The organism is Streptomyces tailanensis (assembly GCF_008386495.1).
Taxonomy (GTDB): Bacteria; Actinomycetota; Actinomycetes; order Streptomycetales; family Streptomycetaceae; genus Streptomyces; species Streptomyces tailanensis.
Window position 1 is genome coordinate 134,564 of record NZ_VTHJ01000006.1, and the last position, 15,161, is coordinate 149,724.

10 protein-coding genes and 1 pseudogene are annotated in these 15,161 nt (G+C 69.9%); 10 read left to right on the plus strand and 1 reads right to left on the minus strand.

All coding sequences use genetic code 11. From position 1 onward, the window contains the following. Positions 1-35 precede the first annotated feature (35 nt). The 10 genes and pseudogenes from F3T56_RS07385 (at position 36) to F3T56_RS07430 (ending at position 14,317) form a co-directional block, all read left to right on the plus strand. Positions 36-1,379: a ferredoxin reductase family protein gene (locus tag F3T56_RS07385; RefSeq protein ID WP_172638841.1), complete on the plus strand. Its 1,344-nt coding sequence runs from the start codon at positions 36-38 to the stop codon at positions 1,377-1,379. A gap of 10 nt (positions 1,380-1,389) precedes the next feature. After that, the gene (locus F3T56_RS07390; RefSeq protein ID WP_149823882.1) at positions 1,390-2,106 is read left to right on the plus strand and encodes an FMN-binding protein; all 717 of its coding nucleotides are present in this window, start codon (positions 1,390-1,392) and stop codon (positions 2,104-2,106) included. Positions 2,107-2,111: 5 nt separating this feature from the next. Continuing rightward, positions 2,112-2,843, plus strand: a complete 732-nt coding sequence (locus F3T56_RS07395; protein WP_149823883.1) for an FAD:protein FMN transferase — start codon at positions 2,112-2,114, stop codon at positions 2,841-2,843. Between the two features lie 85 nt (positions 2,844-2,928). Then, the gene (locus F3T56_RS07400; protein ID WP_149823884.1) at positions 2,929-3,513 is read left to right on the plus strand and encodes an ABC transporter substrate-binding protein; all 585 of its coding nucleotides are present in this window, start codon (positions 2,929-2,931) and stop codon (positions 3,511-3,513) included. Further along, a pseudogene (locus tag F3T56_RS50015) lies at positions 3,510-3,710 on the plus strand (hypothetical protein); the annotation flags it as partial. The gene F3T56_RS07400 and the pseudogene F3T56_RS50015, both read left to right, overlap by 4 nt. Positions 3,711-3,868: 158 nt before the next feature. Continuing rightward, positions 3,869-4,666 (plus strand): periplasmic substrate-binding domain-containing protein, encoded by a 798-nt coding sequence (locus tag F3T56_RS47525; RefSeq protein WP_246203468.1) that lies wholly within the window; start codon positions 3,869-3,871, stop codon positions 4,664-4,666. 264 nt (positions 4,667-4,930) lie between these two features. After that, complete coding sequence (locus F3T56_RS07415) at positions 4,931-6,652, plus strand: SulP family inorganic anion transporter (RefSeq protein WP_149823885.1); 1,722 nt, start codon at positions 4,931-4,933, stop codon at positions 6,650-6,652. Positions 6,653-6,739: 87 nt separating this feature from the next. Beyond that, positions 6,740-7,711 (plus strand): GNAT family N-acetyltransferase, encoded by a 972-nt coding sequence (locus F3T56_RS07420; protein ID WP_149823886.1) that lies wholly within the window; start codon positions 6,740-6,742, stop codon positions 7,709-7,711. A 252-nt stretch (positions 7,712-7,963) separates the two neighbouring features. Continuing rightward, positions 7,964-13,153, plus strand: a complete 5,190-nt coding sequence (locus F3T56_RS07425) for a family 43 glycosylhydrolase (RefSeq protein ID WP_149823887.1) — start codon at positions 7,964-7,966, stop codon at positions 13,151-13,153. 162 nt (positions 13,154-13,315) lie between these two features. Further along, a complete protein-coding gene (locus F3T56_RS07430; protein ID WP_149823888.1) occupies positions 13,316-14,317 on the plus strand; it encodes an LLM class flavin-dependent oxidoreductase in 1,002 nt (333 codons plus the stop codon). Here the strand turns inward: F3T56_RS07430 and F3T56_RS07435 are convergent. Beyond that, positions 14,241-15,158 (minus strand): lysophospholipid acyltransferase family protein, encoded by a 918-nt coding sequence (locus tag F3T56_RS07435; RefSeq protein WP_149823889.1) that lies wholly within the window; start codon positions 15,156-15,158, stop codon positions 14,241-14,243. The genes F3T56_RS07430 and F3T56_RS07435 overlap by 77 nt on opposite strands. Positions 15,159-15,161 lie beyond the last annotated feature (3 nt).

Sequence of the window (15,161 nt, forward strand, 5' to 3'; positions counted from 1 at the left end):
TTCCCCCACTCGATCAAGGAGCAGGAGCTGTCCCCGTGACCACTGTCCAACAACCCCCCGCGGCGCTGAGCCGCTCGGGAGCTCGTCCCAAAGTGGTCGCCCGCACCGGCCTGTACGCCGTGCTGGCGGCGAACGTGGCCGTGGTGACCGTCTTCTTCGTCCAGGCGGGCTTCGCCTCGAACGCCCTGATCGTGCTCGGCCGGCTGACCGGTCTCTTCGGCGCGCTGCTCATGGCGTTCCAGCTGGTGCTGGTGGCCCGGCTGCCGTGGTTCGACCGCCGTATCGGCATGGACCGGCTGACCTCCTGGCACCGCTGGACCGGTTTCTCGGTGCTGTGGCTGCTGGTGGCGCACGGCGTGTTCATCACCTTCGGGTACGCCCAGTCCTCGGACATGGACCCGGTCAACCAGCTGATCGACCTCGCCGAGACCGTCGAGGGCGTGCTGCGCGCGATCGTCGCGCTCGGCATCATCATCGTGATCGGCGTGGTCTCGGCCCGCTTCGCCCGGCGCCGGCTCGCCTACGAGACCTGGCACTTCATCCACCTGTACACGTACGTCGCGGTGGTGCTGGCGTTCACGCACCAGGTCGCGGCGGGTACGACGTTCGCCTCGTCGGAGACGGCCACCGCGTACTGGTACGGGGTGTGGGGCGTGGCGCTCGCGTCGGTGTTCGTGGGCCGACTCGTGCTGCCGCTGTGGCGCAACTGGCGCCACCAGCTGCGGGTCACCGCCGTCGTGCCGGAGGCCGACAACGTCGTCTCGGTCTACATGACCGGTCGTGACCTGGACCGGATGCCCGCGCGGGCCGGTCAGTTCTTCCTGTGGCGCTTCATGACCCGGGACCGCTGGTGGCAGGCCAACCCGTTCTCGCTGTCGGCGGCGCCCGACGGCAAGCAACTGCGGCTGACCGCGAAGGCGGCCGGCGACGGCTCCGCCGCCCTGCGGCATGTGAAGGTCGGCACCCGTGTGTTCGCCGAGGGCCCGTACGGCGCCTTCACCGCGATGCACCGCACCCGGCCGGAGTCCGTGCTGATCGCCGGCGGCGTCGGGGTGACCCCCATCCGGGCCCTGCTGGAGGAGATCCAGGGGCACGCCGTGGTCATCTACCGCGTGGCCACCAACCAGGACGCGGTCCTCTACACCGAGCTCCAGCAGCTGGCCTTCGACAAGGGCGCCGAGCTGCACCTGGTGTCAGGCCCCGTCAGCCCCGACCTGCTGGCGCCGCGCGAGCTGCTGCGGATGGTGCCGGACATCGCCGACCGGGACGTGTTCCTGTGCGGGCCGCCGCCGATGATGAAGGCGGTGCTGGGCAATCTGCGCGAGCTGGACGTGCCCAAGCCGCAGATCCACTTCGAACGCTTCAGCCTGGCTGGATGAGGAAGACACCGTGAAACGAGCGATACCTGCCCTTGTCCTGAGCGCCGCGGCTCTCGTTCCCGTCTGGCGTTACGCCCCCTCGACCGACACCACAACCACCACGCAGTCCGCCGAGCCGAACCCCTCGGCCTCCGCGTCCGCCGCGGCGGGCTCCAACGTGGTCGCGGGCACGACCGTCACCACCGAGAAGGGTCCGGTCCAGGTCCAGGCGACCTTCCAGGGCGAGAAGATCACCGCCGTCGAGATGCTCCAGCAGCCGGACCATCCGCAGACCGAGGCGGCGGTGCCGGTCCTGATCGAGGAGACACTGGAGGCGCAGAGCGCGGACATCGACACCGTCTCCGGCGCGACGCTCACCAGTGAGGGCTACAAGGAGTCCCTCCAGGCCGCCATCGACGAGAACGCGAAGTCGGCGTCGTCCTCGGACTCCTCCTCGCCGTCCGCCTCCGCCTCGGAGGAGGCGAGCGCGAGCCAGACCGTCGCGGGCTCGACCGTCGGCACCTCCAAGGGTGACGTCCAGGTCCAGGTGACCTTCGAGGGCGACAAGATCACCGCCGTGGAGATGCTGAAGCAGCCGAACCACCCGCAGACCGAGGCCGCCGTGCCGGTCCTGATCAAGGAGACGCTGGCGGCGCAGAGCGCCGACATCGACATCGTCTCCGGCGCGACGATCACGAGCGACGGCTACAAGGAGTCCCTCCAGGCCGCCATCGACGCGAAGGCCTGATCCGGGTGCGCCGCGTCGAACACATCATGGGTTTCCCGATCTCGCTGCTGATCGAGGACGACGAGAACGGGGCCACGACCGCCGAGGCCGCGGAACCGGCTTTCGACTGGCTGCGCGAGGTCGACGCGCGGTTCAGTCCGTTCCGTGCCGACAGCGAGGTGTCCCGGCTGGACCGGGGTGAGCTCGCACCGCACGAGCTCAGCCCGGATCTGGTCGAGGTCCTCGATCTGTGCGAGGAGTACCGGGTGGCGACCGGTGGCGCGTTCGACGTACGGCTGCCGGGGCGTGGGCTCGACCCTTGCGCCATGGTGAAGGGGTGGGCCGTGCAGCGGGCCGCGGAGCTGCTCACGGCCCGGGGCGCGAAGCGGCTCTGCCTCAACGCCGGTGGTGACGTGGCCGCGACCGGGGGCCCGTGGCGGGTGGGTGTACGCCACCCCGAGCGGGCCGACCGCCTCTGCACGGTCCTGTCGATCAGCGACGGCGCGGTCGCGACGTCCGCCTGCTACGAACGCGGCGACCACATCTTCGACGGCCGCACCGGCCGCCCGGCGACGGGCCTGCTGAGCCTGACGGTCGTGGCGCCGACCCTGACGGAGGCCGACGCCACGGCGACGGCCGCGTTCGCGATGGGCGCCGAGGGTATCGAGTGGGCCGCCGCGAGGGAGGGCTGCGAGGTGTTCGCGGTCGACGCCGACCAGCGGGTCTTCCGCACGCCGGGGCTGCCGGTGGCGGCCTGAATTCGCCGAGACCACCGGGAGCGCCAACGGCCCCACGGCGGCGACCACTTCGGGCACCCCGCGCAAGGGCGGCACCCTGCGGGCCGTGTTCGCCGGTGCCGGTGCCCAGGAGTCGCTGGACCCGTTCGGCGGGACCTCCCCGGCCGACCTGGTCCGCAACGACGTCATCTACGACTCCCTGTTCGTGCTGAAGAAGGGGGCGGCCGAGCCCGCGCTCGCCACCGCCGCCGAACCGGCCGCGGACGGTATGTCGTTCACCCTGCGGCTGCGCGAGAACGTGCTGTGGCACGACGGGTCGGCGTTCACCGCCGAGGACGTGGTCCACAGCTTCCGCTACATGAGTTCGCCGGACCGGGCCGCGCCCAGCGAGCTCCAGATGTACTTCGACATGCAGAAGGCGACGGTCAAGGACGAGCACACGGTCGAGGTCCGCACCCTGCGGCCCATCGGCGACCCGGCGGTCCTGCTCGCCTCGTTCCCGGCGAAGATGGTCAAGAACAAGGCGACCGACTTCTCCGCGAAGAACGCGATCGGCACCGGCCCCTACCGGGTCACCGCCTTCGAGGCCGGCCGGGAGACCCGCCTCGCCCGCTTCGACAAGCACTGGGGCGGTGCTCACCCGCCGACGAACTGGCGTTCTCCAGTGTCTCGGACGCACAGGCCCGGGTGAACGCGGTCCGCACCGGCCAGGCCGACTACGCCGGTGACATCCCCTTCAGCACGGCCAAGGCGGGCGTCGGCGGCTCCGGCGTCGAGATCCGCACCGCCGGCACCGACAACCGCACGAGCTTCGCGTTCGTTCTCAACGCGGGCCGCGCCCCCTTCGACGACCCGAAGGTGCGCCGGGCCGCCCGCCTCGCTGTCGACCGCGCCCAGCTCGTGAACACCGTGCTGCTCGGCTACGGCGCGACGGCAACGACCTGTTCAGCAAGGGCGCCCGGTACTTCAGCGAGGTCCGCCCGCTCGCCCGGAACCTCGACGAGGCCCGGAAGCTGGTCAAGGAGGCCGGGGCCGAGGGGACGAAGGTGGTGTGCCGTTCCGCCGAGTACGAGGCGGGCTACAACGACTCCACGAAGCTCTTCGTGCAGCACCTGCGGGACATCGGTCTGGACGCCGAGGAGCAGATCGTCGGGCTGGCGGAGTTCTTCGAGCCGAAGGCGCTGGAGGCGGCCAACTCGGTGACGTTCTCCAGCGGTCCGCTGCCGCTGCCCGTCATCTACGGCCGGATCGCCGCGTATCCCTCGCTCGTCCTGCCGGACGACGCGTTCGACTCCGCGCTGCAGAAGGCGATGGCCGCCACGAAGGAGGCTGACCGGCGTGCCGCCTGGGCCGAGGTGCAGGAGGTGATGGCCGACCGGGGCAACACGGTGGTGTGGGGTCTGGCGGACACGTGCCCCCATCGTGTCTGCGCGCAGCTTGCCGGAACAGTTGGAGAGGGATGCACGCGAAGCCCGGGGAGCCATGAACATCCCTACGGCTCAGGTAGGTTGCCGATGTCATGGACTACGGCGCGACTGATTATGATCTTGGCCATGACCGTGCAGAACCCTGACAAAACCCTTTCCCGCAAGCAGAGACTTCAGGAGAAGCAGCGCCGCCAGTTGGCGGTGGTCGACACCGTCGACAAGGCCGAGGGCAAGGTCCGCAAGGCAGAGGTCGAACTGGCCCTGGCCGTCACCGAGGCAGTGCAGGTGTTCGGCAGTGAACAGTCCGCCTCCGAGGGGCTCGACATGCCGGTCGAAGCGATCCGGCGCTTCCTCGGCATGGCGCGCGGCGAGGCGGACAGCGCCGACAACGTCGCCGAGGCCGCCGACAACTCCTGAACCTGACGTTCAGTGAGCACGCCACGAACGCCCTCCCACCCACTGGTGTCACTGCCTGTCGCTACGAGCCATACCGGGGAGGAGGGACGCCGTGACTTTGCCCTGCTCCGCAGGAGTTCGATTCCTCCCCGTCTGAAGGCACGGGCCTCACCCATGGGCGCAGCGGCCCCGGCAACCGCACCCCACCCCCGCCCGGCCCCGGCGTCGCGGTTCTCCCTCCCCCGGTGGATCCTGAGATCACCGGGCGAAGGTGAAGGGAGACGCATGGCCGACGGCTCGGGCGACAGCACACCGGTGTGGCGCCGTCTGCTGCCCGGTCTCGCCATGCTCCTCGGTTACCGGAGGGCTTGGCTGAGGGGTGACCTGATCGCCGGGGCGACGGTCGCGGCGTATCTCGTCCCGCAGGTCATGGCATACGCGGTCGTCGCCGGACTACCCCCCGTGGTCGGCCTGTGGGCCATCCTGCCCGCCCTCGCCCTGTACCCCTTCCTCGGATCCTCCCGCCTCCTGTCGATCGGCCCGGAGTCCACGGCCGCGCTGATGACGGCGGCGGTGATCGGCCCCCTCGCGGGCGGGGACCCGAAGCGGTACGCCACCCTCGCGGCCGTCCTGGCGATCGCCGTCGGACTGCTCTGCCTCGTCGCCCGGGCGGTGCGCCTCGGCTTCGTCGCGGATCTGCTCTCCCGGCCGGTCCTGATCGGCTACCTCGCGGGCCTGGCGCTGATCATGATCATGGACCAGCTGCCCAGGCTCGCGGGGGTGGAGACGAGCGGCGAGGACTTCTTCCCCCGGCTGTGGTCCTTCGTCCGGCACCTGGGGGACGCCCACTGGGGCACGGTCGTGTTCTCGGTGATCGCGATCGCCTTCATCTTCGTGATGGCCCGGTTGTCCCGTACCCTCCCCGGCCCCCTGCTCGCCGTCGTCCTCGGTACGGTCGCCGTGGTCACCCTCGACCTCGACGACCGCCACGGCATCGACGTGATCGGCGACGTCCCGTCCGGCCTGCCGGGCCTCGCCGTGCCGGACCTGTCCGAGCTGCCGTCCCTGCTGCTGCCCTCCCTCGGTGTCCTCCTCGTCGGCTACACGGACGTCGTCCTCACCGCACGCGCCTTCACCGTCCGCGAGGACAAGGGCCCGGGACTCGACCCGACCCAGGAGTTCCTGGCCCTGGGCGCCGCCAACCTGGGCGCGGGGGTGCTGCACGGCATGCCGGTCAGCAGCAGCGCCAGCCGTACCGCGCTCGCCTCCACGGCGGGCGCCCGCAGCCAGGCGTACGCGCTGGTCTCGGGCGTGGCGGTGCTCGGCGTCCTGCTCTTCCTCGGCTCGCTGCTGACTCGCACCCCCTCGGCCGTGCTGGGCGCGATCGTGGTCTACGCCGCCGTCCACATGGTCGACCTGGCCGGCTTCCGTCGGCTGGCCTCCTTCCGGCGCCGGGAGGCGCTCCTCGCGGTCGGCTGCCTGGCCGGGGTCCTCGCCTGGGGCATCCTGTACGGCGTCCTGGTGGCCGTCGGCCTGTCCGTGGCCGAGCTGCTGACGCGCGTGGCCCGGCCGCACGACGCCGTGGAGGGACTCGTCCCGGGGGTGGCCGGCATGCACGACGTCGACGACTACCCCGAGGCCAGGACGATCCCCGGCCTCCTCGTCTACCGCTACGACTCTCCGCTGTTCTTCGCCAACGCCGAAAACTTCCGCCGCCGCGCCCTGGCCTCCGTGGACGAACAGGAGGAGCACGGGGAGACCGTCCGCTGGTTCCTCCTCAACACCGAGGCCAACGTCGAGGTCGACATCACCGCCCTCGACGCCGTCGACGAACTACGCCGCGAACTGACACGCCGGGGCATCGTCTTCGCCCTCGCCCGCGTCAAACAGGACCTGTGGGACGAGTTGCAGGCATACGGGCTCGCGGAATCGGTCGGCAGCGACCTGATCTTCCCGACCCTCCCGACGGCCGTGGCGGGCTACCGGCAGTGGTGCCGCGAACACTGAGCCCTCAGCCCGCGGTCCTCAGCCCTTCGTCCGCCGCTTGGCGAAATCCCGTTGCGGTCCGCCCGTTCCCCACCCGACAGTGACCCCATGACGACGCACACCACTCCCCTGCCGCCCGGTCTGACCGTCCGCCCGGCGACCCTCGACGACGCGGCCGCAGTGTGCGCCCTGCTCAACGAGGTCGACCTGCTGGAAATCGGTCGGGCCGAGACCGGACTGGCGGAGGTCCAGGCCGATCTGAAGCATCCCGAGGTGGACCTGGAGCGTGACTCCTGGCTCCTCTTCGACGGCGACCGGCTGGTGGCGTACGGCCTGATGTGGGACGACTCCCACGGCGAGCGCATCGACATGGACCACTACGCGCTGCCCGACCAGCCGATCGGCGCCCTGCACCTGTTCGAGCTGATGGAGGCCCGGGCGGTCGAGCGGGCCGCGGTTAATGGTGCGGACCGCGCGGTGATCCACCTGCACCTCAACATCGCGCCCACGACCGACCTGGCCGCCCTGCGCGGGCGGGGCTGGCGGCCGGTGCGCCGCTACAACGTCCTGGACCGTCCCCTCTCCCCCGCCGACCCGCTCCCGACGCCACCGCCCGGCATCACCCTGCGCCCCTGTCTCACCGAACCGGACCGCAGGCAGGCCCACGCCCTGCTCCAGGCCACCTTCGCCGACCACTTCGACTTCCAGCCGCGTACGTACGAGCAGTGGCTGGACGACATCGACGCCACGAACGTCGACTGGCCGCTGATCTGGGTCGCGCGGGTCGACGGTCTCGGTGACGCGGCGGTCATGCGCACGCGCAACGACCGTACGACCATGGCCTGGATCGCGAACCTCGGCGTCCTGCCCGAGGCCCGCGGCCGGGGTCTCGGCAGCCACCTCCTCCGCCACGCCTTCGGTCACTACGCGGCGCTGGGCCGAGACCGCATCGGCCTCGGCGTGGACACCGACAACAGCAGCGGCGCCCTTGCCCTGTACCAACGGCACGGCATGAAGCTGGACTTCGCCGTCGACACGTGGGAGCTGGTACGTCCCGTGGAGAGTACGCCGGCCAGGTAGGACGAACGGCAAGGGACACCAGGCACCTCCGGAGAGGGACACCAGGCACCCCCCATAGGGCGACTCGTTCGACCCGCCGGACATTGTTCGATACCTCTTGACGCCCCACCTCACGTCGACTGACACTCTCGCAACACGATGTCACACGGCCGAAACGGAGTGGCACCCAAGGACGGGGGCCATCGCCCTCGGCCCCTTCCCCTTGCCTTGTTCTGCCCTTCATCAGCCGTGCTCTCAGCAGGGAATCACCACATGACGTACATCGCAGGTCTGCGCGGCCGCGCGAGACGCTGGGCGGGTCCGCTCGCCGGGCTGACCGCCGCGTCGCTGCTCCTGGGCCTCGCCGGACCGACCGCGCCCGCGTTCGCGGCGGAAAGCGCGACCGCCGCGGACAGCGCCGAGATCACCGACGGTCTGGCCCTCTGGTACAAGCTCGACGCCACGTCCGGCACCACCGTCACCGACGCCTCCGGCAACGGCCGCGACGGCACGGTGAACGGCACCGCCGGCTGGACGGGCACCGGCCAGGGACTCGCCTTCAACGGCTCCGACACCTATGTCAAGGCGCCCAACGACGTCATGAAGGGCATGACCTCGATCAGCGTCTCCATGGACGTGCTGATCGACGCGTCGCAGACGACCCCGTACTTCATCTACGGCTTCGGCAACACCAGCAGCAACAACGGCAACGGCTACCTCTTCACCACCGGCAACTCGCTGCGCACCTCCATCGCGAGCGGCAACTGGTCGACCGAGCAGACGACCAAGCCCTCCGACTCGCACAACCTGACCCGCGCGGTCTGGAAGCAGCTCACCTACACGCAGACCGGCAACACGGGCGTGCTGTACGAGGACGGCGTGGAGGTCGGCCGCAACACCTCGATCAGCATCACCCCGGGCGCCATCGGCTCCGGCACCACCACCGCCAACTACATAGGCAAGTCGGTCTACACCGGCGACAAGCTCTTCAAGGGCAAGATCCGCGACTTCCGGGTGTACGACCGCGCCCTCGCCGCCACCGAGGTCGAGCAGCTCTCGCTCCCCGTGGCCACGCAGGGCGTCGCCGACGACAAGGCCGCCCTCAGCCTGGGCGACACCAGCGGGGTGGCCGCCGACCTGGACCTGCCGAAGACAGGTACGGCCGGGGGCTCGTCCATCAGCTGGAAGAGCGACAACACCTCCGTGGTCTCGGATTCCGGCGCGGTGACCCGCCCCGCCGCCGGTGAGCCGAACGGCCACGCCACGCTCACGGCGACCCTGAAGAAGGGCACCGTCACCGACACCAAGACCTTCGAGGTCACGGTCCTGCCCGCCTTCGACGACAAGACGGCCACCGAGCAGGCCGCCGAGGCGCTGACCGTCCACAACCTCGACGACGTACGCGGCAACCTCACCCTCCCCACGGACGGCACCCTCGGCACGAAGGTCAGCTGGTCCTCCGCGAAGCCGGACGTGGTAGCCGCCGACGGCGTGGTCCACCGACCGGAGAACGGTGACGGCGCCACCACGGTCGAGCTGACCGCGACGGTCACCAAGGGCGAGGCGAAGACGACCCGCGCCTTCACCGCGAAGGTGCCGGAACTGCCGAAGAAGGAAGCCCTCAAGGGCTATATGTTCAGCTACTTCACCGGCGAGGGCACCTCGGACGGCGAGCAGCTCTACTTCGCGCTCAGCAAGGGCAACGACCCGCTGAAGTGGCGGGAGTTGAACGACGGCAAGCCCGTCCTGACCTCCACGCTCGGCGAGAAGGGCCTGCGCGACCCGTTCATCATCCGCTCCCCGGAGGGCGACAAGTTCTACCAGATCGCCACCGACCTCAGGATCTACGGCAACGGCGACTGGGACCGCTCGCAGCGCACCGGCAGCAAGTCCATCATGGTCTGGGAGTCCACCGACCTGGTGAACTGGACGAACCAGCGCCTGGTGAAGGTCTCCCCCGACTCCGCGGGCAACACCTGGGCTCCCGAGGCGTACTACGACGAGAAGCTCGGCGAGTACGTGGTCTTCTGGGCGTCGAAGCTGTACGACAACGAGGCCCACTCCGGCGACACGTACAACCGCATGATGTACGCGACGACCCGCGACTTCCACACCTTCAGCGAGCCCAAGGTCTGGGTCGACCGCGGTTACTCGGTCATCGACTCCACGGTCATCCAGCACGACGGCACGTACTTCCGCCTCTCCAAGGACGAGCGGAACAACACCTCCTCCAGCCCCAACAGCAAGTTCATCTTCGAGGAGAAGAGCAACTCGCTGCTGAACCTGTCGTGGGACTCGGTCGCCGAGGGCATCGGCAAGGGCGCGATGAACGCCGCCGAGGGTCCGCTGGTGTTCAAGTCGAACACCGAGGAGAAGTGGTACGCGTTCCTGGACGAGTTCGGCGGACGCGGCTACATCCCCTTCGAGACGACCGACCTCGCCTCCGGCGTGTGGACGCCGTCCTCGTCGTACGACCTGCCGTCCAAGCCGCGCCACGGCACGGTGCTGCCGGTGACGCAGGCCGAGTACGACCGGCTGCTGAGCACCTACCAGCCCGACCAGATCATCAAGAGCGCCGAGGACGTCAAGGTCGAGACGCGCGTCGGTGAGGCGCCGGTGCTGCCCGCCACCGTCATCGCCGAGTCCGCGGACGGGGTCAAGCGACCCGTCGCCGTCACCTGGGCGGACGTCCCGGCGTCGCAGTACGCGCAGGCCGGCACCTTCACGGTCGAAGGCACCCTGCCGGGCGACGCCACGATCGACGTACACGCCGAGGTCACCGTCTCCGAGGAAGGCCCCGACGTCCCGGCGGACCTGGTCCTGCACTACGGCTTCGACGAGACCGGCGGCAACATCACCCGTGACTCCAGCGGCCACGGCTACCACGGCACCTACGTCCGTACGCCCGACTTCGGCAGTGGCGTGGACGGCGGCTCGTTCAAGATGTCCGGCGGCAACAGCAGCTCCAGCTCGCCGTACGTGAAGATCCCGAACGGGGTGCTGAAGGACGCGAACAGCGTCACCGTCTCGACGTACGTCAAGTGGAAGGGCGGCGACAACTTCCAGTGGCTGTTCGGGCTCGGCCCCGACAGCAACAAGTACCTGTTCGCCACCCCCTCCAACGGCAGCGGCAAGCTGTTCTCCGCGATCACCAAGGCGACCTGGTCCGGTGAGAAGCAGATGATCGGCGGCTCCCAGCTCACCCCGAATGAGTGGAAGCACCTCACCGTCACGCTGAACGGCGAGACCGAGACGGCGATCCTCTACGTGGACGGCGCCGAGGCGGCCCGCGTGAGCGGTGTCACCATCAAGCCGTCCGAGCTGTACGACTCGGCCAAGGACCACTCCGGCTACATCGGCAAGTCCCTGTACTCCCCGGACCCGTACTTCGGCGGCGAGGTCGACGACTTCCGGATCTACAACCGGGCCCTGACGCCCGCCGAGGTCCTGGAGCTCGCCGGTAACACCACGGGCATCGCCGCGGCGACCCACCCGGCGCTCAAGGTGGACGCGATCGTCAACGACAAGGACAGCACGATCGTCCTGCCGCTGACCGAGGGCAGTGATGTCACCGCCCTTGCCCCGGAGTTCACCCTGGCCCACGGCGCGGCCATCAGCCCCGCCTCCGGCACCCTGCGCGACTTCAGCAGGCCGGTGACGTACGAGGTCACGGGCTCGGACGGGGAGAAGCGCACCTGGACGGTCTCGGCACTGATCATGAAGAGCCCGGTCCTGCCGGGCCTCAACGCCGACCCGAACATCGCCCGCTTCGGCGACACCTTCTACATGTACCCGACCACCGACGGCTTCCCGGGCTGGAGCGGTACGCAGTTCAAGGCGTACTCGTCCAAGGACCTGGTCCACTGGGAGGACCACGGCGTCATCCTGGACCTCGGCCCGGACGTCTCCTGGGCGGACAGCAGGGCCTGGGCACCGGCGATCGAGGAGAAGAACGGCAAGTACTACTTCTACTTCTGCGCCGACGCGAGCATCGGTGTCGCGGTCTCGGACTCGCCGACCGGCCCGTTCAAGGACGCCCTCGGCAAGCCGCTGCTCAAGGCCGGTGACTACTCGGGCCAGATGATCGACCCGTCAGTCTTCACGGACGACGACGGCAAGTCGTATCTGTACTGGGGCAACGGCCGCGGGTACGTCGTGCCGCTGAACGACGACATGGTGTCGTTCGACGCCACGAAGGTCACCGACATCACCCCGAGCGGCTTCCGAGAGGGCGCCTTCGTCATCAAGCGCAAGGGCACCTACTACTTCATGTGGTCGGAGAACGACACCCGGGACGAGGACTACCGGGTCGCCTACGCCACCGGCTCCTCGCCCACCGGTCCCTGGAACAAGCAAGGCGTGATCCTGGAGAAGGACCTCTCGCTCGGCATCAAGGGCCCCGGCCACCACTCGGTGGTCCATGTCCCGAACACCGACGACTGGTACATCGCCTACCACCGCTTCGCCATCCCCAGCGGCGACGGCACTCACCGCGAAACGACCATCGACAAGCTGGAGTTCGACGCCGACGGTCTCCTCAAGAAGGTCGTCCCGACGCTGGAGAGCATCGACCCGGTCACCATCGCCCGCGCCGGGCAGGACGCCGAGGGCAAGGAGGGCGACCGCATCGAGCTGAGCGGCACCGTCTCCGGGGCGGGCAGCCCCAAGTGGACGGTCGAGGAAGGGGCACCCTGCACCTTCGCCGACGCCACGTCCGCGAAGACGACGGTCACCTGCGCGGACAACGGCACGTACACGGTGACCCTGACCGGGGGCCGCAGCAGCGACTCGGCCACCGTGAAGGTCACCAACGCGGCGCCTGCCATCGGCTCCGCCAGCGGGCCGAAGTCCCCGGTGTCGGTCGGCAAGCCGGCCGTGGTCACCGCCGCCTTCTCCGACGCGGGCGCCGGCGACACCCACACCTGCGAGGTCGACTGGAAGGACGGCACCCAGCCGACCGCCGGGAAGGTCACCGACTCCGGCTGCCGGGCCGAGCACGTCTACGCCAAGGCGGGCATCCACCGACCGGTCGTCACGGTCACCGACGACGACGGTGCTGCAGACGGCACCACGCTTGCCGAACTGATCGTCTACGACCGGGAGGCGGGCCCCGCGGTCGGTGGCGGGACCTTCGCCTCGCCGGCCGGCAAGGCGACCTTCTCCTTCGCCGCCAAGTACAACTGGTTCAGCACGGTGCCTTCCGGGAAGGCCGCGTTCGACTTCGACCGGGGCAAGGTGAAGTTGCGTTCCACCGGGTCGGACTGGTTGGTGGTGACCGGGTCCAAGGCCGTGTACCAGGGCAGCGGCACGGTGAACGGCAAGAGTGGGTACGCGTTCCGCATCACGGCCACCGATGGGCCGGACACGTTCCAGATCAAGATCTGGAACGTGGCTGGGGGTGAGGCGGTGTACGAGAACGTGGAGGCCGCGAAGACCACCGGGATCACGGTGGGCAAGCGATAGAAAGACAGAAAGTGCCACGACGGGTCCGTAGAACGTCTGCGGGCCCGTTGTGGCTTGTCGCGCCCACGCGGCGGAGCCGCATATCGACACAGCCCCGCGCCCCTAAAAAGCCAGGGGCTCGGCCATCGGGAATCCTCACCGTTCTGAGGTGTTGAACACCTTGTGACCTCAGTGCTCTCCTCCATCCGGTTCTCCGTGCTTGATCGGTCCCGTGTCCGCGAGGGCCATGACGCGTCCGAAGCCCTGCGGGACACCGTGCGGCTCGCGCAAGAGGTGGAGAGCCTCGGCTACCACCGGTTCTGGGTCTCGGAGCATCACGGTGTACCCGGAGTCGCCGGGTCCGCGCCTACCGTGCTCGCCGCAGCCGTTGCTTCGGCCACCCGCTCCATCCGTGTGGGCACCGGCGGCGTGATGTTGCCCAATCATCGGCCGCTCGTCGTCGCCGAGCAGTTCGGGGTGTTGGAGTCTCTGTTCCCGGGGCGTATCGACATGGGACTCGGGCGGTCTGTCGGGTTCACAGATGGCGTACGCAAGGCGCTGGGCCGTGACAAGGACGACGCCGATGACTTCGCTGGGCAGCTCGACGAACTGCTCGGGTGGTTTCGAGGGACGTCCCCGACCGGGGTGCACGCGCGCCCGCCGGAAGGACTCGCCGTCCCGCCCTTCGTGCTCGCCATGGGTGAAGGCGCCTCGATCGCCGCGCGGGCAGGGCTGCCCATGGTCATCGGCGACCTCCGCAACCGGGAGAAGATGCGGCGCGGCATCGATCGCTACCGTGCCGAGTTCCGCCCGTCCCCGTGGGCCGAGGAGCCGTACGTGGTCGTCTCCGGGACGGTCGCCGTCGCCGACACCCCGGAGGCGGCCCGCCGCATCCTGCTCCCCGAGGCGTGGGCCATGGCGTACTCGCGTACGCACGGCACTTTCCCGCCGCTCGCCCCGGCCGAGGAGGTCGAGCGGCGGGTGATGACGGCGAAGGATCGCGGCTTCTACGAGGCCGGGCTCAGCGGACATGTGTACGGCACCGAGGAGCAGGTCGCGCACGAGCTGGAGTCGGTGGTCAAGGAGACGGGTGCCCAGGAGGTGCTGGTCACGACGAGTACGTACGACCGCGAAGCATTGCTGGGGTCCTACGGCCGACTGGCACGGGTCGCGGGACTCGGATAGTCCCTGCCGGGGCCGAGGTCCCGCCGACGTGGATACCCGCCGCGCACGTGGCCAGGTCGTGCGCGTCGGTCACGCCGATCTCCGCGGCCCGCGCCAGCGCCCGCCGGTCGCGGGGGCGGCCCGGGCCGAGGACCGGGCGCACGTCGACGTCGGCCACCAGGCCCCGTGCCGATACGACCCGCCACACCGACGTGAGCAGTGCGTCGTCCCCGACGAAGGCGGGCGCCGTGCTGGCTCCTCCGTCGAGGAGCCGGTAGCGGACGGATACCGGCTGCACGGGCGCGCCCGCGTCGAGGGCGGCCTGGAAGACGGCCCGCCGGAAGTGTCCCTGGGCGCGCCCGCACCAGGTACTGCCCTCGGGGAAGGCGACGACGGCGTCACCGGCGGCCAGGGCTTCGGCGATCCGGGCGACCGTCCCGGGCAGGGCGCGGATGCGGTCCCGGTCGATGAACAGGGCTCCGCTGCGGGCGGTCAGCCAGCCGGCCACAGGCCACCGCCGTATCTCCGACTTGGCGAGCATCCTGGCCGGGCGCACGGCGGCGAGCAGCGGGATGTCCAGCCAGGAGACGTGGTTGGCGACGAGCAGCAGCCCGCCGGCGGGCGGCGCGGCCGCTCCGGAGATCCGTACCCGGACCCCGGAGGCCCGCACGATCCACCGGCTCCACCGGCTGACCGCACTCGACGGGATCCTGGCTCCGAGCGGTATGAGCAGGATCCCGACGAGGAGCAGGGTCACGACGGCCGCGAGCCGCAGCACCGCCAGCGGTACGGCGGCGAGGGACGCCCGCGCGTCCACGCACGCCCGCGGGGTGCAGGGCGCGCTGGGCAACCACACGCTCATCGG